The sequence below is a fragment of the Mycobacterium sp. E2989 genome, from assembly GCF_001667595.1.
Taxonomy (GTDB): Bacteria; Actinomycetota; Actinomycetes; order Mycobacteriales; family Mycobacteriaceae; genus Mycobacterium.
In genome coordinates this window covers 1-17,868 of the sequence record NZ_LZJX01000111.1, presented here as the reverse complement: position 1 = coordinate 17,868, position 17,868 = coordinate 1, and the positions used below count along the sequence as shown (strand labels likewise).

Sequence of the window (17,868 nt, the reverse complement as noted above, 5' to 3'; positions counted from 1 at the left end):
TATGTTTGCTAGTCGGGCCGGTTTTCGACGTATATCGTTGCCGCCGTGTCGACTCCGTCACATCCCGCCGAACCCCACGTGGGTTCGGTGTCGTCCAAGCTGAATTGGCTGCGTGCCGGGGTCCTTGGCGCCAACGATGGAATCGTGTCCACGGCGGGCATCGTGGTGGGCGTCGCGGCGGCGACGGTGGAACGCGCTCCGGTGTTGACCGCCGGCACCGCCGGACTGGTCGCCGGGGCGGTGTCGATGGCGTTGGGCGAGTACGTGTCGGTCAGCACCCAGCGCGACACGGAGAAGGCGCTGCTGCACAAGGAGCGCAAAGAGCTGCGCGACGACCCGGCGGCCGAATTGGACGAGCTCGCCGCCCTGTATGAGGCGAAAGGCCTCACCGCCGCGACCGCCCGCACGGTCGCCGAGGAACTCACCGACCACAACCCGCTCCTCGCCCACGCCGAGGTCGAACTCGGTATCAATCCCGAGGAGCTGACCAACCCCTGGCAGGCGGCGTCGTCCTCGGCTCTGTCCTTCGCGATCGGCGCCTTATTGCCGTTGATCGCCATCCTGGCCCCACCCGCATCCTGGAGAATCCCGGTCACCGTCGCGGCGGTACTCCTGGCGCTGGTGATCACCGGGGCGGTGTCGGCGGGGTTGGGCGGCGCGCCCAAAGGGCCCGCGGTGCTTCGCAACGTCATCGGAGGCGGCCTCGCGTTGGCGATCACCTACGTGATCGGCCATTTGGTGGGCGCGGCGATCACCTGACGCCGTCCGGCCCCGCGGCACTGGAACTCGAACTGTAATATCAACTGTTGCCATCCTCACCCTGAGGGTCCCAACGCCGGGCGGAGCGTCGCGCATTGACCGAAACGAATTTCGTGCCGGAAGACGTCGACTGGGCGCCGTCCACGCCGTACTTCTCCCGCGACGAAAGCCGTTTCGTGCCAAACCCGATCGGGCGCGGCGGGTGGGGCCCGTCGCTCAGCGGGCACGTGGTCGGCGGCCTGCTGGGCTGGGCGGTCGAAACCGCGGTCGACGACCCGCAACTGCAACCCGCCCGGCTGACCGTCGACCTACCCGCGCCTGCCGCCCTGGAACCCATCGAGGTAAGCACCACCGTGCATCACGACCGTCGACGGCTGCGGCTCGTCGAGGCCGTCCTCAGTCAGCGGGGCGTGCCAATCGCGCGGGGCAGTGCGCTGTTCCTGCGGCGGGGCCTCCAGCCCGAAGGGGACGTGTGGTCGCCCGCCCCGCACATGCCACCGCTGCCCATCGAGGACGGCGCCCAACCCACGCTCTTCATGCGCACCTACGGTTGGGGCACCGAACTGCAGAATCGCGACCCCGATTGGGCCGACACCTCAGGGCCGAAATACACGTGGCTGTATGAGTCGCGCGCGCTCATCGAGGGCGAACCGCTCAGCGCTTTCACCCGCGCGGCGATGGCGGCAGATATCACGGCGTCCCTTGCCAATTGGGGCACCAACGGCCTGCAATTCATCAACGCCGACTACACGCTGACGCTGAGCCGGCTGCCCGAGGGGCCGCACATCGGCATGGCCTCCCTGACGCACTACAGCCATGACGGGGTGGCCACGGGATCGGCGGTGCTGGTCGACGGCAAGGGCCCCATCGGCAGTGCGGTGTCGGTCGCGATAGCGCACTCCGGGTTCCGCCCGGCACACGTCAAGCCCACGAGCGAATGAGCGGCCCAGGTGTCACCTACTGGACGTTGATCGCCGACGCGGCGCGAACGGATTCGCCCCGGCCGCTGCTCGCCGACGACAAGGGGCGCAGCCTGACCGCGCGTCAGTTTCGCGACGCCGCATGCGCGACGGCCGCCGCGCTCGCCGAACGCGGGATACGGGCGGGAACCGTGGTGTCCTGGCAGTTGCCGACCACGCTGGAGACCGCGGTCGTCATGGCGGCGCTGGCCCGGCTTGGCGCCATGCAAAACCCGATCATTCCCATCTTGCGGGAACACGAGGTCGGCTTCATCACCGACCAGCTCTCCTCGGAATATCTGGTGGTGCCGAAACTTTGGCGCGGATTCGATCACGCCGAGCTGGCGCGGACGCTGGCCGCGACCCGCGGCTTCGAAGTCATCACCGTCGACTTGGCGACGCCGCCGGCCGACGGCGAGCTCCGGCTGCCCCGCGCCGGCGCCGACGATCTCCCGCCACCGCCCGATTCCGACGGCGACGCGCGGTGGGTCTACTACTCGTCGGGAACGACCGCGGCGCCCAAAGGGATTCGCCATTCCGACGCATCGGTGATAGCCGGTGCAACCGGGCTGGTCGGTGCGGTCGGCATCAACGGCAACGACGTCGACCCCATCGCCTTTCCAATCGCGCACATCGGCGGGGCGGTGATGCTGGCGGCCGCGCTGCAGACCGGCATGCGGTTGGCGCTGTTCGAGGTGTTCGATCCGGTGACCACACCGTTTTCCATCGCGGAGCACAACCCGACCTTCCTCGGCACCGCGACCCCCTTTTTCGTCGGTTACCTCGAAGCCCAGCGGGCGCACGGGGACCGGCCGCTCTTTCCCCACCTTCGGGGGTGCCTGGCGGGCGGCGCCCCCATCACCGCCGAGCTGGGCCGCCAAATCCGGGAGGCCTTCGGCCTGCCGGGCATCGCGAACGCGTGGGGGCTCACCGAGTTCCCCGTGGCGGCCTCACCGTCGCTCGACGCCACGCCCGAGTCGCTCGACCACACCGTCGGCGCGCCGACACCGGGCGTCAGCGTCCGGGTGGTCGGCGGCGACGAGGCGGAACTGCCTGTCGGGCAGGAGGGCGAGTTGCGGCTCAAGGGGCCGCAATGCTTTCTCGGGTACGCGGACGCCGCGCTGGACGCCGACGCGTTCGACCGGGATGGCTGGCTGCGCACGGGCGACCTCGGCCTGGTCGATGCGGACGGCAACGCGCGGGTGACCGGCCGCATCAAGGACGCGATCATTCGCAACGCCGAAAACGTCTCGGCCCTCGAAGTCGAGAACGTGCTCGCCACCCATCCCGCGGTCGCCGACGTCGCGGTCATCGGCGTTCCGGACCCGCGCACCGGTGAGCGCGTCTGCGCGGTGGTGGTGCCCGCATCGGCCGAAGAGGTGTCGTTGGAATCGCTGGTGCGGCACTGCCATTCAAACAAGCTGAGCCGCTACAAGCATCCCGAGCGCCTGGTGATCGTCGATGCGCTGCCGCGCAACCAGTTCGGCAAGGTGATCAAGAAAGACCTCCGCGATGCCTTCGGGTGATTTCGGTGAGGCCCTCACGAGAACAGGTGGGGGTTCTCGACGATATATTGCTCGACGGTCAACGCCGCTCGCCCCGTGAGCCTTTCGACGTCGGCGGTGGAGCGATCGTAGCGGCCGGCCCGGTGCAACAATGCCATGGTGGCGAGGTGTTGCTGCAGGTGCGCGGGAAGATTGAGGGGCTTTAGCACCTCGTCGACCCATCTGTCGTGCGGGACATCGGAGCCGGTGATCGGTCGATGCAACGCGCGGGCGTATTGGGCGGCCAGCCCGTCGATGTCGAGGACTTGGGGACCCGTCAGTTCATAGATCTGCCCGATGTGCTGGGCCGGGTCTGATAAGACGGTCGAGACCGCCCGCGCGACATCGCTGGCCGCAATCGGTGACGTCCGGCCCGTGCCGAACGGCAGCATCAACACGTTTCGGTCGCGCAGCGCGGGAACCGCAAAAAGCGTAAAGATCGGATTGTCAAGGAATGTCGTAGGTCTGACGTGCACGACCGGCACCCCGGACCAATTCAGCACATGCTCGGCCAGGAAGTGCAAGCGATGCTGACGAGACTCGCCCCTACTTGTAAGTGTCATCTGCGAGACGGTCATCTGTGACATGTTCACGACGATCTCGACGGCGCGCGATTCCAATGCCGCCTCGCAGACGACCACCGTGGCCTGCAGGTAGTCGGGAGAGACGCTCATCGAGAAGAACATGCGATCAACGCCGGCCAGGGCGTCGACGACGTTCTGCGGATCGGTGAGGTCACCCACCACCACCTCGGCGCCCATGGCGCGCAACGGATCGGCCCGAGCATCGTCACTGTGCACCAGCGCGCGCACCCGCTCTCCGCGCTGCCGCAGCTGCTCGATCACCAACCGACTCACCCCGGCCGTGCCGCCGCCGGCACCCGTGATCAAGTACAGCGGCCCGGTCACGATCGACGACCGACCACCATTGGGCAACCCCGGCAACTCATCCGCTGCTCCTGCCGATTCCAAGCGGTAAACCAGTGGTCAAAGTGTAGGCCGTAAGTGACGAACGGCGTAGCGTGCAAGATGCGCCAGGGAGCCGGCCCTGCCGGCGTTCGAAACGGAGGCCGGCATGACGTATGCGGGTAAGGACTATTACCCCGCGTGGTTGGACGAATTGGCCGATGACGTCACCCTCGAGGCCGCGGCGATGGACGGCATCGCGCACGGGGTCGCGGACGTCGGCGCCATCCTGGTGATGGCTCGTCAGCAATACGAGAATCAGGTGTTCAGCTTCGCCGGGCCCTGCGGCGATTACGGCTTCGTCGAGGACTACACAGCCGATGTCCGGGGGGTGCCCACCAGGGTGGTCGTCTTGGTCACGTACAACGCCGCCGGCCAGACCCAACGCGTGGTGGTCAACCACCGACCCCGCAGCGCGCTGCTGTCCTTCTCGCGCCTGATGCTCGAAAAGTTCGCCGGCACACCGTTAGCCAAACATTGGGAAGGCACTCCGTAATCGCTTTCGCCAGAAGCGCTGACGTCGAGGGATAGAAGGCGCCAATGACCACAGTCCGGGCCGCCGCCGTGCAGATCAGTCCGGTGCTCTACAGTCGCGAAGACACCGTGAGCAGGGTCGTCGCGAAAATCGACGAATTATCCTGCCGGGGAGTGCAATTCGCGACTTTTCCGGAAACTTTTGTCCCGTACTATCCGTACTTCTCCTTCGTCCAGCGTCCGTTCGAAATGAGTTCCGAGCAGCTGAGATTGATGGGTGAGGCGGTGACGATACCGTCGGCGACGACGACGGCGATAGGCGCAGCCGCCCGCCGGGCGGACATGGTGGTCTCTATAGGGGTCAACGAACGCGCCGGCGGCTCGTTGTTCAACGCGCAGTTGCTCTTCGACGCCGACGGCACCTTGATTCAGCACCGCCGCAAGATCAGCCCGACTTTCCACGAACGGATGATCTGGGGACAAGGTGACGGCAGTGGACTGTGCGCCGTGGACAGCGCGGCCGGTCGCATCGGCCAGTTGGCCTGCTGGGAGCACTACAACCCGCTGGCCCGATTCGCCTTGATCGCCGACGGCGAGCAGATCCACTCGGCCATGTTTCCTGGATGCTTCGGGGGCGAGTTGTTCGCCCAACAGACGGAGATCAGCGTCCGCAACCACGCGCTGGAATCCGGCGCGTTCGTGGTGATCGCGACGGCCTGGCTCGACGCCGATCAACAGGCGAGGATCGCGTCGGACACGGGCGGTCCGGTCGGCCCCATTTCCGGCGGCTGCTTTACCGCGATCATCACGCCGCAGGGCGAGCTGCTGGGCGAACCGCTGCGCTCGGGCGAAGGCGAGGTGATCGGCGATCTGGACTTTTCATTGATCGACAGGCGCAAGGCGCTCATGGATGCCAATGGGCACTACGGCCGTCCCGACGTGCTCAGCCTGCAAATCGATCGCACGCCCAGGGCGCTTGTTCGCACCGATACGGAAGTCGACCCCGAGGCAAGCGACCACGCCGGCGCTTGACTGGCACGGCGCCGCTTCTACAGCCCCTTGGGCGCATCGCGGACGGCCTGCACCGCCGAGGGATCGCCGTCGAACTCGACGTTGGCGGCGCGCCCGACCGAAAACAGCAACAGCTCCTGGGGCGCACCGGTCACCGTGACCGCCGGGCCGCGTCCCGCGGTCAACAGCGTCTTGCCCTCCGGGGTGCGCAACGCGACCCGGCCCGGCACCTTGGCCAGAATGAGCCGGGCCATCAACGGCAGGGTGCGGCGCAGCCGGGCGCTCAGGTCGGGGTCGAGCGTGCGCGGCTGCCAGCCGGGCTGCGCGCGACGCACATCCTCGTGGTGGATGAACATCTCGGCGACATTGGCCACCGGGTCGAGCAACTTGAACGGCGAGTAGACCGGCGGTCCCGATGCGACCTTGTCGACCAGCTCGTCCCACTCGGCCCGTTCGGCCACCTGGTTCTGCACCTTCTCGGTGTGCGGGGCGAAGAACGGGATCAGGATGCCCGGTGCGGCGTCGGGCCGGTACTCCCGGATGACGAGGTGGGCGGCGAGGTCCCGCGTCTTCCACCCCTCACACAAGGTAGGCGCATCCGGCCCGGCGGCGCGCATGGTTTCGACGAGGGCGGCACGTTCGCGTTGCGCGACAGACATGTGTTCAGGGTAGGACCAGCCCCCGGGCACGGACCATCCGCGTCTTGCGTAAATTTGCATCGTCGTCTCCTGGAGGAAAGTGCAGGCAATCTCATGAACGCGCGTGTCGAGCAGCTGGAGTTTCAGGCCGAGGCCCGGCAACTGCTGGACCTGATGGTCCACTCCGTCTACTCCAACAAGGATTCGTTTCTGCGGGAGCTGATCTCGAACGCTTCCGACGCACTGGACAAGCTGCGGCTGGAAGCCTTCCGCAACAAAGAACTCGACGTGGACACCTCCGGCCTGCACATCGAGATCGAGGTCGACAAGAACGCGCGGACGCTCACCATCCGCGACAACGGCATCGGCATGACCCGCGCCGAGGTGGTGGCGCTGATCGGCACCCTGGCCAAGTCCGGGACCGCCGAGCTGCGTCAGCAGCTGAAGGACGCCAAGAACGCCGCGGCCTCGGAGGAACTGATCGGCCAGTTCGGCATCGGCTTCTACTCGAGCTTCATGGTCGCCGACAAGGTCGAGCTGCTCACCCGCAAGGCCGGCGAGAGCGAAGCCACCCGGTGGGAATCCAGCGGCGAGGGCACCTACACCATCGAAGATGTCGACAGCGCTCCCCAGGGGACGTCGGTCACCCTGCACCTCAAGCCCGAAGACGCCGAGGACGAGCTGCACGACTACACGTCCGAATGGAAGATCCGCGGCCTGGTCAAGAAGTACTCCGACTTCATCGCGTGGCCCATCCGGATGGAGGTCGAACGACGGACCTCGGCTGAGGAGGAGGGCGGCGAAGAGACCGTCACGCTCGAAACCGAGACCCTCAACTCCATGAAGGCGCTCTGGGCCCGCCCCAAGGAAGAGGTCTCCGAGGAGGAGTACAAGGAGTTCTACAAGCACATCGCGCACGCCTGGGACGACCCGCTCGAAATCATTGCGATGAAGGCCGAGGGCACCTTCGAATACCAGGCCTTGCTGTTCATCCCGTCCCACGCCCCGTTCGACCTGTTCAACCGCGACGCCCAGACCGGGATCCAGCTCTACGTCAAGCGGGTGTTCATCATGGGCGACTGCGACCAGCTCATGCCCGAGTACCTGCGCTTCGTCAAGGGTGTCGTTGACGCACAGGACATGTCGCTGAACGTGTCGCGCGAAATCCTGCAGCAGGATCGGCAGATCAAGGCCATCCGCCGCCGCCTGACCAAGAAGGTCCTCTCCACCATCAAGGAGCTGCAGTCCGAACGGCCCGACGACTACCGCAGCTTCTGGACCCAGTTCGGCAGAGTCGTCAAGGAGGGCCTGCTGTCGGACTTCGACAACCGCGAAACCCTGCTGCAGATCTCCTCATTCGCCTCGACGCACAGCGAGGAGGAGGCCACCACCCTCGCTGAATACGTCGAGCGCATGAAGGAGGGCCAGGAGCAGATCTTCTTCGCCACGGGGGAGACGCGGCAACAAATCCTGAAGTCCCCGCACCTCGAGGCCTTCAAGGCCAAGGGCTACGAGGTGCTGCTGCTCACCGATCCGGTCGACGAGGTCTGGGTGGGAACCGTGACCGAGTTCGACGGCAAACCGCTGCAGTCGGTCGCCAAGGGCGAGGTGGACCTCAGCTCCGAGGGCGAGGAGAGCGAGGCGGAGCGGGAGGAACAGCAGAAGGACTTCGCCGACCTGCTGGCCTGGATGAAGGAGACGCTGAGCGACCACGTCAAGGAAGTGCGGCTCTCCAGCCGCCTGACCGACTCGCCGGCCTGCCTGATCACCGACGCCTTCGGCATCACCCCGGCGCTCGCGCGGCTCTACCGGGCGTCCGGCCAGGACATCCCGGTCGGCAAGCGGATCCTCGAACTCAACCCGAACCATCCGCTGGTCACCGGCCTGCGCCAAGCGCACCATGACCGCAGCGACGACCCGTCAATCGCCGAGACGGCCGAATTGCTATACGGCACAGCGCTTCTCGCCGAAGGCGGAGCGCTCGACGATCCGGCGAGGTTCGCCGAGCTGCTGGCCGACCGATTGACCCGCACCGTGTAGGCCGCCGGCATTCTCGACAATCGCCGGAGATGACGGCGATTGAAAGCGGGTTTGCTGGGATAATCACCTCCCATGGCTGAGTTTCGCGTCATCGACCCACGTGGGCGGGTCGTCGCGACGAAGAATTTTGCCGGCGCGGAGTCCGCCTACGCCTGGTTCGTCGACTCCGTCGGCGGCAACACCGAGCTGGGCTGGCGCATGGAGGTCAACGATGACGGGCAGTGGGCCCACTTCGACGACACCCAGGGTTTCACCGCGCCCGTGAGCCATCGCCCCCGTCGGCGCTGATCACGTTGCGCGTCAGCCACCGGGTCCGATCACGAAGCAGCGGGCGCCGCTGCCGCTGGTGAGCAACACCTCTTGAACCGAGGACTCCGCGATCGCGGGGAAGCCGAAGCGATGCACCTGCTGGTCGGCCCCGATGTCGGCGTCCTGCGACTCGTTGGTGCCGTCCTTCTTGCGCACTAACGCCGTCACCTTGTCCGGGTTGGGCGGGTTCTTCGGGTCACGGAAGTACCACACCTCGATACCGTTGCCCGACGAGTCGCCGCGCCAGCCGTCGGAGTAGTAGCACGCGGGATTCCCCTCGGCGTCGGGCGGCGGTGGCCGGCATATCGACAGTCCGACGCAGTCCGGCGCGCTGGTGCTACTGGGTGTGCTGGACGAGGCGATCGGGCTGGGAGCAGCCGACGCCTTCGTCGCGCTCGAACTGGACGCGGCCGGCGGCGCGGCGTGCTGCGACCCGCACGCCGTGAGACCGGTACCCACCATGGCGACGGCGGCGACGGTTCGTGTGATGGGAGCGAACATCAGTGGCACACTTCGCACGGAGCGGCCTGGGCCGGGGGAGTGCCGGCAATTCCGACGGCGATTGCTGCAGTGACCAGTAATCCACGAAGCATGTTCGCGAGCCTTCCGTTAGCGCAAGCGGCGGTGGTTGCTGCCGACTAAAGAGCTAACACCGTGACGCGGCCGCCCAGCAAGGGGCAAGCCACACGTAGGCTCCGAGGATGCACGTCGACGCGATGACGGTCCCGCAACCGCTGCACCGGATCGGCGAGCTGGCCCGGCGAACGCAATCGGCCGGCTTCTCCGGTTTGTTGTTCACCGAGACGGGGCGCACGGCCTATCTCAACGCCGCCGTCGCGTCGCAGGCCGCTCCCGGCCTCGAGCTGTCCACGGGCGTGGCGGTGGCCTTCCCGCGAAGTCCCTTCATCACGGCGGCCACGGCCTGGGAGCTTCAGGAAGCGACCGGCGGCAACTTCCGGCTGGGGCTCGGCACCCAGGTGCGCACCCATGTCGTCCGGCGTTACGGTGTGGCGTTCGAGCGGCCCGGCCCGCGGCTGCGCGACTACCTCTTCGCGGTCAAGGCGTGCTTCGCCGCCTTTCGATCCGGGACGCTCGACCACCACGGCGACTTCTACGACCTCGACTTCATCACCCCGCAATGGAGCCCGGGTCCCATTGACGCCCCCGATCCGAAAGTCGATATCGCAGCGGTCAATCCGTGGATGCTGCGGATGGCGGGCGAGGTGGCCGACGGGGTGCACGTGCATCCCATCGGGGAGCCGGGCTACATCGCCCGGCACGTGTTGCCCAACATCGCCGACGGGGCGGCGAAGGCCGGGCGCTCACCGTCGGACCTTGCGGTGATCGTGCCCGTGATGACCATCGTCGGTGACACCGACGAGGAGCGCGACAAGCAACGAGAAGGGGTGCGCGCCAGCATGGCCTTCTACGGCAGCACCCCCAACTACGCGTTCATCTGGGACCAGGCCGGGTTCGAGGGCACCACGGCCCGGATCCGCGAGAAGCAGAAGGCCGGTGACTTCGCCGGCATGGCGGCCCAGGTCAGCGACGACCACGTCGCCGCCTTCGCGACCGAGTCGACGTGGGATGGGTTGGCCGACGCGCTCACCGAGAAGTACGCCGGAAAGGCCACGCGCCTGGTGCTTTACAACGCCGTCGGCGATCCGGAACGGTTCGAGCGGTACGGCGAGGTGGCCCGCCGCATTCAACACGCCGTCAGTGACTGAGCTGAATCGCCTTGACCACCAACAGCAGTGCGCCGACGATCAGGTAGGCGCGCAACGCGATCATCCCGAGCCGGGTGCCCGGTGACCAGGTGACCGGTTCGAGCAGCGTCAAGGGCGGCATTCGCCACGTATTGCGGTCTACCCCGCGCGCCGGAAGCCGCGCCGCGGGCGCTGCAGGCTGACGGCGCGACATCCAGCGCAGCACCGGTACCGCCGCCGCCGCGAGTATGGCCAGTGCCAGGGCCAGGTAGCCGGCCACCGCCACGACGTTGAGGTCGCGGAACAGCGTGGTGGTCATCAGGATTCCTGACAACAGCAGCAGCGTGCCGACGATCAACCCGGCAACCCAGTTGAGCCACGGCCGATTGACCCACGGCCCCAACACCTCTCGGTCGTTGCACAGCAGCAGTAGAAATACGCTGGCGCTGGGCAGCAATAGGCCGGCAAGGGCCTGCACGGCGGTGGTGATCAGCCCGAGCGGGGCGCCGGGGATCAGGACGATGGCCGCGGCCACCACCACCATCGCGGTGTAGGAAAAATAGAACTGTTTGGCGTCGGCGAACCCACGGTGCAGCGAGTGCTTCAGGCCGAACACGTCGCCGAATGCGTAGCTGGTGGCCAGGGTCACCGCGGCGGCGCCGATGATGGAGGCGTCCATCAGCACGATGGCGAAAATCCAGCCGAGCGTCGCCCGGTGTTCGCCCAGCAGGTGCGCGGTCGCCCCGGCGTCGGTGAAACCGCCGACGCTGCTGGTGGAGCGTGCCGCCCATTCGCCGGTCATCACGAGCGCCGCGGCGCCGATGACCACGACGAAGGCGCCCAGCACGGTGTCGGCGCGCTCGTATCCGATGAACCGCGGGGTAATGCGTTTGTCGACGACGTTGGACTGCTGGAAGAACAACTGCCAGGGCGCCACGGTGGTCCCCACGATGGCGATGATGAGCAGCACCGCATCCGAGCTGACGCCTCCCGAAATGGTGGGCACCACGAAGGATTTCGCCGCCTGTGCCCACTGCGGGTGGGACATCAGCAGCATTGGGATCTGCAGCAACGTGACGGCGATAAAGACGAACATCGCGCGCTCCCAGCGGCGGAAGCTTCCGCTCGCCATGATCGCGACGAGGGCCACCGCCGAGACCGGCACCACAACGTACTTGGAGATGCCGATGAATTCCGCGGCCAGGGTGATCCCGATGAATTCGGTGACGATCGTCAGGAAGTTGAGCAGGAACAGGTCGCCGACCGAGAACCAGCCCCAGCCACGGCCGAAGCGTTCGTTGATGAGCCGCGCGTGCCCGACCCCGGTGACCGCCCCGAGCCGCACCACCATCTCCTGGTTGACGATCAGCACGGGGATCAACAACAAGAGCACCCACAGCAGGGAGTAGCCGTAGTTCTGTCCCGCTTGGGCATACGTGGCGACGCCGCCGGCGTCGTTGTCGCCGACCATCACGATGATTCCGGGACCGACGATCGCCAGCAGCGTCAGCAACCGCGTTTTCCAGGTGCGGGCGTGCTCGGTTTCGCCGACGCTGATCCGACCGAACGCGCCCTCGATGTCACCGAGATGCGCCGTGTCGAGCACCGCGCTGCGCCGGTTGGTGTCCTCGCGACCTGTGCTCACAGCGGGTTGCCTCCCGGCACGCGGGTGCCTTGGTCACCGGGGACCTCGCGAACGGGACGCGGCGCCGGTTCGCGCCGTCGCCAATCCTCGGGAATGGTCGCCTCGAGCACATCGTCGACGGTGACCACCCCCAGCACGCGGTCCTGGTCGTCGACGACCGGGATGGAATAGAGGTTGAAGTCGGCCATCAACAGTGCGATGTCCGTGAGATCGGCGTCCGCCGTGACCCGCACCGGGTCCGAATCCATCAGTCGCTCAAGGACTTCCCCGGCCGGTGCCTGCAGCAGGGCGATCACCGAGACGACGCCGTCGAGCCGTCTCTCCTCGTCGATCACATGCACCTTGATCAGCGCCTCCGGCTGTATGGTGCGGGCGTTCGCGATCAGGTTCAGCGCTTCCGCCGCGGTGATCGAGGCGGCGCAGGAAACAAAGTCGACGTTCATCAGCCCGCCGGCGCTTTCGGGATTGAAGCCCATCAGGGTGATGACCTTGGTGCGCTGCGGGCCCGGCATCAGATCCAGCACGCGCCGGCGGCGCGACTGGCGCAGGTCGGCGATGGCGTCGGCAGCGTCGTCGGCCCGCATCCGGCCCAGCAGGGCGGCGACCTCGTTGTCAGGCATGCCGTCGAGCAGCCGGCTGGCCTTCTCCGGCTCCAACTCCTCGAAGACGTCGGCTTCCAGCTCGGGATCGCTGCGCACGCGGTCGAGGATCTCGCCGCCCTCGGCCTTGTCCGCCTCTTCGAGAAGGTCGGCGATTTCGGCGGCTTTGAACTCGCCGAATCGGTCCGACAGGCGCCGGACGGCGTCGGATCGAGCGTCACCGATCAGCGGCTCGAACGCCTTCCAGTCGCGAGCCGCGTGTCCACCGGACTGCTTGATCAGCCCGAACAGCCGGGGTGGCCGTCGGGTGTCAACCCGCGTAAGTATCCATCCGGCGCCGGTGTCCTCGAGCTCAACGTCGTAGGCGCGGATCAGCTCGACGTTGGCCACGTCGATCAGCCGATGTCCCAACACGTCGGTGCGCAACAGCACCTCACCGTCCCGGCGCTCGAAGCCGCGAAGGTCAACCTTGTTCTTGGTCAACAGGACTCGGTCGGCGGCGTACTCATCGATGGATTTGTCGCCGATGAACACCCGCCGGCCGCCGACCCCCGCGACGATCCCGGTCACGAGCGGGTACTCGTCCGCGCCCCGCAGCCGCACGATCACGTCCTCGACGCGGCCCACGGTCTCCCCGGCGCGGGCCAGCACCGGCGCGCGCAGTAGTTGCGAAAGGTGGATCACTGGTCGGCCGCCGCCTTCGGCCACCGTCTCCGATGCGCTCATTCGTTCCTCCTCGACACCCCGCGACCGACTCTCCGATCAGCCTGCACGAAGCCACGTCGCGACGTCGTGTGCAGGTACGGCTTACCGCCAGGATCGGTGGTGGTGCAAGTGTGGTCGGTTCACCGGGTTCGGCCGCAAGATCGTACGCCGGGGCCGCAGCGAGCAACTACCGCCGACGGGTGAACGGCGGGCGGCTATTGCGGTGCCATTGGTTGCCGATCTTCCCGGCGATCCGATTGGCGATGCTGGCGCCACCGATGTCGGGCCAGGCGATATGTTCGCGACGTGACCGCAGTCGACTTCTCCTCCGTAGCCCCGATCGTCCCGGTCCGGAATCTCGATGTCGCCCTGGCCCGCTATCGACGACTCGGCTTCGCCGCACGTGCATACGACGGACCAGATCGTTACGGCTTCGTCGACCGCGGATCCGTATCCATTCACCTCACCGAGTGGGACGAGCACGACCCATTGCGAACCGCCGCAAGCGTGTACCTCTATGTCAGTGATGCCGACGGCCTCTATGCGGAGTGGGCGGCGCTGGAAGACCTTGAGGGCCGCCTGGTCCCCCCGCAGGACACTCCCTATGGGCTCCGCGAATTCGCCTATGTCGATCCGGACGGCACGGCGCACCGCGTCGGTTCGCGCAGCCGATCAAGCTGATACCGCGGGCTTTTCGTCCGCCGGCGGGGTGGACGCGGCCTGGCTGCGGGTGAGCGCCACCGTCGCCGCCGCCATCACCACGACCGAGAGGACCAGTGCCACCATGCCGATGTCGTTGGTGCGCAGCGTCTCACCGAGCACGGTGACACCGAGCACCGATCCGACGACGGGCTCGGCGACGGTCGTCGCCGGCAGCGACGCGGTGAGCGGGCCCGCCCGAAACGCCGATTGTTCCCAGGCGGTGGCCGCGATCGCGACGACCGCCCACACGTACACCTCGGGTGTGCGCAGCAGGGCCGGGATGCCGCGGTCGAGCTGGTCGACCACACCCTTGGTCAACACGGAGAACAACCCCCACAGCGAGCCGGACATCAAACCCAGCAGCATCGCGCCGACCGCACCGGGGAACAGGCGCGCGCCGACCATGCACAGGATCAGCGCCGGGCCCATGACCAGCGCCACGATGGTCCAGGTATGCAGAGACCCTCGCGGAGTGCCCTCCTGCGGGTCGCCGACCGTCACCACCACCGCGACCGCCGCGGCCAGCAGGACGGCCCAGACTGCTTGTCGCGCAGTGATTCTCCGATGGTTGATCCGCGCGCTGATGAGCAGCGCGAACAGCAACGACGTCACCAGCAGCGCCTGAACGAGCACGACGGAACCCATCCCCAGCGCCGCGGCCTGGAACCCGAAACCGGCGCCGGCCACCAGGCTGCCCGTCCACCACTGCCGATCGCGCAGTAGCCGGCGAAACAGGGCGACGGTGCCAACCGGCTTGTCGGTGACCTCTTGGGCGGATCGCTGCTGGATGACGTCTCCGATACCCACCATCAGGGCGGAGGCGACCGCCAAGACCGCCGCGATATCCGTTTTGCCCAAGCGGACCTCCTGTGTATCCGGCGTTGCGACCCTAGACTTCTGGACGGTACGCGACACGGCGTTTCGAGGGGATGCACGCCATGAACGACACGAACGCCCGGATCGGCGTGCTGGCCACCGAGGCGATCGATCTGCTCATCGAGGCCGTCGACCAGGTCTCACCGGAACACTGGGACCAGCCGTCCAACCTCGAAGGTTGGAACGTGCGCGAGCTGGTCGGGCATGTCACCGGCAGCGCCGCGAAAGTCGTGACCCTGGTTGAAGACGGCGAGCTCTGGGACCGGCCGTCGCAGCCTTCCGACTGGATGTGCGACAACCCGGCCGAGCGGCTGCGCGAGCTGGCAGGGCGGCTGGCCGCGGCGTTGCCGGCCGCCGACTTCGACGGACCGCGGAGATCCCCAGAAGGTGAAGTCCCGCTGCGCCGAGCGCTGACCTATCCGGTGTCGGACCTGGCCATGCACGCTTGGGACATTCATCGTTCCCAGGGCCGACTGATCGAGCTGCCCGGGGACCTGCTGGAACTGTGCCGCGGGCTGGTGGAGTCGGTCCCGGAGCACCTGTTGCGGCGACCAGCGGGCTTCGGGCCGGCCCAACCCGCGCCGGGCGATGCGACGCCGACCGCCCGACTCATGGCGTTCCTCGGCCGTTCGGTCGACGTCGAGGCGTGAGTTCGAGTGCCGCACAAGGGTTTTGCGGCTGAACCGCACTGACCCCCGTCACTAGTGTGACGCTCAGCTGTTGCGGCTGATCTTCAGCGCGGTGGTGATCATCGGTATTTGCAGCGGCAGCCGGGCGAAGGCAGCGATCCGCATGGGCCAGGGTTTGTTCCACCACAACCGGCACATGTTGACGTTCGCGGGAAACACCCCAATGAACAACGCAGCCGCCGCCAGCGCGGCCAATCGGCGGGTGCGTCGGGGGACCAGCGCCGCGCCGACGCCGATCTCGGCCACCCCGGAGGCGTAGGTGTAGAACCGGGCGCTGCCCGGTAGCTCGGCGGGGACGATCGTGTCGAACGGCTTGGGCGCCACGAAGTGCAGCGTGCCCACGCCGAGGAGCATCGCCGCGACCCGGTACGCGGCGGTCTGGGTGGTGTCGGGTTTTGCGAGGGGTGTGGTGCTCATCGCGCGAGCGTAACGCCGCAGTCGCGGGCCCGCCGATCGGGAGCCGCGGCGTTACGCTCGAGGCGATTAGTGTAAACTCGGCGCGACATATCTTTCACGCCCACGACAGTTCGAGGATGAAAAGCATGGCCACACCCGTCATTGTCGGAGCGGTTCGGACGGCGATCGGCCGCTCCTTCAAGGGCACGCTCGTCAACACGCCGCCCGAGACGCTGATCACCACCGTGCTTCCGGAGGTCGTTCGCAGGTCCGGCGTCGACCCGTCCGAGATCGACGACATCATCTTCGCCGAATCCCACTACGGCGGCGGCGATTTGGCGCGGTATGCGGCCACCGCGACCGGCATGGAGGACATTCCCGGGCAGTCGGTGAACCGGCACTGCGCGGGCAGCCTGACCGCCATCGGCAACGCCGCGGCCCAGATCGGCTCCGGGATGGAGCGCGTGCTCATCGCCGGCGGCGTGCAGTCGCTGTCGATGACGCCGCTGACCAACTGGCGCATCCCCGGCCCGGAGCTCAAGTTCGAGGAACGCTGGATGCCGCCGACTCACGTCGAGACGCCGGACGCGCCCGCCAAGGACATGTCGATCACCGTGGGCTGGAACACCGCCCAGGCGGTGGGCATCAGTCGCGAAGAAATGGACGCCTGGGCCGCCCGGTCACATCAGCGCGCCATCGCGGCCATGGACGCGGGCAAGTTCGTCGACGAGATCGTCCCGCTGAAGGTCACCCAGTTCGACGGTTCGGTCACCGAGTTCTCCGTCGACGAACACCCCCGCCGGGACACCACCGTGGAGAAGCTCGCCGCGCTCAAGGTGCTGCACCCGGAGATCGAGGGGTTCTCGATCACCGCCGGCAACAGCAGCGGCACCAACGACGCCGCGGCGGCGGTTGCCCTCGTCGACCGCGAGTACGCCGCCGCCGAGAACCTGAACGTGATGGGCACCGTCCGGGCGTGGGCCGCCGCGGGCGTCGCCCCGCGGGACACCGGCCTGGGCGCCGTCAAGGTCATCGGCAAGGGGCTGCAGCGCGCCGGCCTGTCGGTCGACGACGTGGCGCTGTGGGAGATCAACGAGGCGTTCGCGTCCGTGCCGATCGCGGCGTGCCGGGAGTACGGCATCGACGAGGAGAAGGTGAACTTCTCCGGTAGCGGTTGCAGCCTCGGGCACCCCATCGCGGCCTCGGGTGCGCGCATGGTGACCACGCTGGCCTACGAACTGGCCCGCAGGGGCGGCGGCATCGGCGTCGCGGCCATGTGCGCCGGTGGTGGCCAGGGCGGCGCCGTAGTGATCGAGGTTTAGCCGCTAGTTGCAGTACGTGTAGCCGATGAACTGGGTGCCGCGGGTGTCCCCGCTCGAGTAATTGGCGAAGTGCACCGCCGGCTGCCCGTTGTATTGGGTGTTCATCTTCTGCACGGGCGGTGGCGGGACGCCCTTGGGGAACGCCAGGATCATGTCGGCGAAGATGTTCAGGCCGACCTGGCAGATGGCCTCGCGCCGCGGCGGCTGTGGATTCCAGGCATGCACGACGACCGGCTCGGTGAGCTGATACCCGGCCGCGCAGTTCGGGTCGCAGACCTTGAATACCGCCGTGCCGGTCCCATCCGCGCCCTGCGGGCCCCACGAGCTCCACGACATGTCTTGCAGCGCAACGGCGACGCTCGCGCACCCGAGGACGTTGAGGCGCTTGGGACGCTCGACCGGCGGAACCGACAGGTTGTAACAGCCCGGGATGGCGAAGCTCTGCGGGGGCGCGGGCTGGGTGGTCGGCCGCCCGGCGGTTTGGTTGCCCTGCGTCAGCTTCAGCACCACGAAGACCAGCACACCGGCC

19 protein-coding genes are annotated in these 17,868 nt (G+C 67.4%); 11 read left to right on the top strand and 8 right to left on the bottom strand.

Annotated features, from left to right (window positions below):
* Nucleotides 1-45 precede the first annotated feature (45 nt).
* From A5680_RS19895 to A5680_RS19885, 3 genes are all read left to right on the top strand, one after another.
* Nucleotides 46-759, top strand: a complete 714-nt coding sequence (locus A5680_RS19895; RefSeq protein ID WP_055400018.1) for a VIT family protein — start codon at nt 46-48, stop codon at nt 757-759.
* Nucleotides 760-854: 95 nt separating this feature from the next.
* Nucleotides 855-1,700 carry an acyl-CoA thioesterase domain-containing protein gene (locus A5680_RS19890; RefSeq protein ID WP_067822376.1) on the top strand — a complete coding sequence of 282 codons (846 nt, stop codon included), beginning with the start codon at nt 855-857 and terminating at the stop codon, nt 1,698-1,700.
* Nucleotides 1,697-3,244, top strand: coding sequence for a class I adenylate-forming enzyme family protein (locus tag A5680_RS19885; RefSeq protein WP_067822373.1), 1,548 nt, complete (start codon nt 1,697-1,699; stop codon nt 3,242-3,244). The genes A5680_RS19890 and A5680_RS19885 overlap by 4 nt, the downstream gene beginning before the upstream one ends.
* Before the next feature lie 14 nt (nt 3,245-3,258).
* On the opposite strand, the gene A5680_RS19880 is transcribed toward A5680_RS19885, so the two are convergent.
* Nucleotides 3,259-4,170: an NAD(P)H-binding protein gene (locus A5680_RS19880; protein ID WP_067822370.1), complete on the bottom strand. Its 912-nt coding sequence runs from the start codon at nt 4,168-4,170 to the stop codon at nt 3,259-3,261.
* 166 nt (nt 4,171-4,336) lie between these two features.
* On the opposite strand from A5680_RS19880, the gene A5680_RS19875 reads away from it, so the two are divergent.
* Together A5680_RS19875 and A5680_RS19870 are read left to right on the top strand one after the other, a co-directional pair.
* Nucleotides 4,337-4,723, top strand: coding sequence for a hypothetical protein (locus tag A5680_RS19875; RefSeq protein WP_067822367.1), 387 nt, complete (start codon nt 4,337-4,339; stop codon nt 4,721-4,723).
* 44 nt (nt 4,724-4,767) lie between these two features.
* Nucleotides 4,768-5,733: a nitrilase-related carbon-nitrogen hydrolase gene (locus A5680_RS19870; RefSeq protein WP_067822365.1), complete on the top strand. Its 966-nt coding sequence runs from the start codon at nt 4,768-4,770 to the stop codon at nt 5,731-5,733.
* A 17-nt stretch (nt 5,734-5,750) separates the two neighbouring features.
* Here the strand turns inward: A5680_RS19870 and A5680_RS19865 are convergent, their stop codons facing one another.
* Entirely contained in the window at nt 5,751-6,371 is a 621-nt protein-coding gene (locus tag A5680_RS19865; RefSeq protein ID WP_067822362.1) for a TIGR03085 family metal-binding protein, read from the bottom strand.
* A 93-nt stretch (nt 6,372-6,464) separates the two neighbouring features.
* Between A5680_RS19865 and htpG the strand changes: the two genes are divergently transcribed.
* A complete protein-coding gene (htpG, locus tag A5680_RS19860; protein WP_067822359.1) occupies nt 6,465-8,390 on the top strand; it encodes a molecular chaperone HtpG in 1,926 nt (641 codons plus the stop codon).
* A gap of 72 nt (nt 8,391-8,462) precedes the next feature.
* Nucleotides 8,463-8,678: a hypothetical protein gene (locus tag A5680_RS19855; protein ID WP_067822356.1), complete on the top strand. Its 216-nt coding sequence runs from the start codon at nt 8,463-8,465 to the stop codon at nt 8,676-8,678.
* Between the two features lie 12 nt (nt 8,679-8,690).
* Here the strand turns inward: A5680_RS19855 and A5680_RS19850 are convergent, their stop codons facing one another.
* On the bottom strand, nt 8,691-9,200 hold the full coding sequence (locus tag A5680_RS19850) for a hypothetical protein (protein WP_055400006.1): 510 nt from the start codon (nt 9,198-9,200) through the stop codon (nt 8,691-8,693).
* Nucleotides 9,201-9,400: 200 nt separating this feature from the next.
* Between A5680_RS19850 and A5680_RS19845 the strand changes: the two genes are divergently transcribed.
* A complete protein-coding gene (locus A5680_RS19845) occupies nt 9,401-10,426 on the top strand; it encodes a TIGR03617 family F420-dependent LLM class oxidoreductase (protein ID WP_055400004.1) in 1,026 nt (341 codons plus the stop codon).
* Here A5680_RS19845 and A5680_RS19840 read toward each other — a convergent pair.
* Nucleotides 10,416-12,050: an Nramp family divalent metal transporter gene (locus tag A5680_RS19840; protein WP_055400002.1), complete on the bottom strand. Its 1,635-nt coding sequence runs from the start codon at nt 12,048-12,050 to the stop codon at nt 10,416-10,418. The two genes, A5680_RS19845 and A5680_RS19840, sit on opposite strands and share 11 nt — an antisense overlap.
* The gene (locus A5680_RS19835; protein ID WP_055400000.1) at nt 12,047-13,375 is read right to left on the bottom strand and encodes a magnesium transporter MgtE N-terminal domain-containing protein; all 1,329 of its coding nucleotides are present in this window, start codon (nt 13,373-13,375) and stop codon (nt 12,047-12,049) included. Before A5680_RS19835 ends, A5680_RS19840 begins: the two co-directional genes overlap by 4 nt.
* A gap of 285 nt (nt 13,376-13,660) precedes the next feature.
* Between A5680_RS19835 and A5680_RS19830 the strand changes: the two genes are divergently transcribed.
* Nucleotides 13,661-14,035 carry a VOC family protein gene (locus A5680_RS19830; RefSeq protein ID WP_055399998.1) on the top strand — a complete coding sequence of 125 codons (375 nt, stop codon included), beginning with the start codon at nt 13,661-13,663 and terminating at the stop codon, nt 14,033-14,035.
* Here the strand turns inward: A5680_RS19830 and A5680_RS19825 are convergent.
* Nucleotides 14,027-14,914, bottom strand: a complete 888-nt coding sequence (locus A5680_RS19825) for a DMT family transporter (RefSeq protein WP_067822353.1) — start codon at nt 14,912-14,914, stop codon at nt 14,027-14,029. The two genes, A5680_RS19830 and A5680_RS19825, sit on opposite strands and share 9 nt — an antisense overlap.
* An 80-nt stretch (nt 14,915-14,994) precedes the next feature.
* On the opposite strand from A5680_RS19825, the gene A5680_RS19820 reads away from it, so the two are divergent.
* Entirely contained in the window at nt 14,995-15,582 is a 588-nt protein-coding gene (locus A5680_RS19820; protein WP_067822424.1) for a TIGR03086 family metal-binding protein, read from the top strand.
* 63 nt (nt 15,583-15,645) lie between these two features.
* Here the strand turns inward: A5680_RS19820 and A5680_RS19815 are convergent, their stop codons facing one another.
* Nucleotides 15,646-16,038: a hypothetical protein gene (locus A5680_RS19815; RefSeq protein ID WP_055399993.1), complete on the bottom strand. Its 393-nt coding sequence runs from the start codon at nt 16,036-16,038 to the stop codon at nt 15,646-15,648.
* Between the two features lie 125 nt (nt 16,039-16,163).
* Here A5680_RS19815 and A5680_RS19810 point away from each other — a divergent pair, with 125 nt between their 5' ends.
* Nucleotides 16,164-17,339, top strand: coding sequence for a thiolase family protein (locus tag A5680_RS19810; RefSeq protein WP_067822421.1), 1,176 nt, complete (start codon nt 16,164-16,166; stop codon nt 17,337-17,339).
* Between the two features lie 3 nt (nt 17,340-17,342).
* On the opposite strand, the gene A5680_RS19805 is transcribed toward A5680_RS19810, so the two are convergent.
* On the bottom strand, nt 17,343-17,861 hold the full coding sequence (locus tag A5680_RS19805) for a hypothetical protein (RefSeq protein ID WP_082970432.1): 519 nt from the start codon (nt 17,859-17,861) through the stop codon (nt 17,343-17,345).
* Nucleotides 17,862-17,868: the final 7 nt, after the last annotated feature.

Coding starts and splice junctions, on each gene's coding strand:
- A5680_RS19885 (WP_067822373.1), top strand. CDS start 1,697: ATGAGCGGCCCAGGTGTCACCTACTGGACGTTGATCGCCGACGCGGCG.
- A5680_RS19875 (WP_067822367.1), top strand. CDS start 4,337: ATGACGTATGCGGGTAAGGACTATTACCCCGCGTGGTTGGACGAATTG.
- A5680_RS19870 (WP_067822365.1), top strand. CDS start 4,768: ATGACCACAGTCCGGGCCGCCGCCGTGCAGATCAGTCCGGTGCTCTAC.
- A5680_RS19865 (WP_067822362.1), bottom strand. CDS start 6,371: ATGTCTGTCGCGCAACGCGAACGTGCCGCCCTCGTCGAAACCATGCGC.
- htpG (WP_067822359.1), top strand. CDS start 6,465: ATGAACGCGCGTGTCGAGCAGCTGGAGTTTCAGGCCGAGGCCCGGCAA.
- A5680_RS19855 (WP_067822356.1), top strand. CDS start 8,463: ATGGCTGAGTTTCGCGTCATCGACCCACGTGGGCGGGTCGTCGCGACG.
- A5680_RS19850 (WP_055400006.1), bottom strand. CDS start 9,200: ATGTTCGCTCCCATCACACGAACCGTCGCCGCCGTCGCCATGGTGGGT.
- A5680_RS19845 (WP_055400004.1), top strand. CDS start 9,401: ATGCACGTCGACGCGATGACGGTCCCGCAACCGCTGCACCGGATCGGC.
- A5680_RS19835 (WP_055400000.1), bottom strand. CDS start 13,375: ATGAGCGCATCGGAGACGGTGGCCGAAGGCGGCGGCCGACCAGTGATC.
- A5680_RS19820 (WP_067822424.1), top strand. CDS start 14,995: ATGAACGACACGAACGCCCGGATCGGCGTGCTGGCCACCGAGGCGATC.
- A5680_RS19815 (WP_055399993.1), bottom strand. CDS start 16,038: ATGAGCACCACACCCCTCGCAAAACCCGACACCACCCAGACCGCCGCG.
- A5680_RS19810 (WP_067822421.1), top strand. CDS start 16,164: ATGGCCACACCCGTCATTGTCGGAGCGGTTCGGACGGCGATCGGCCGC.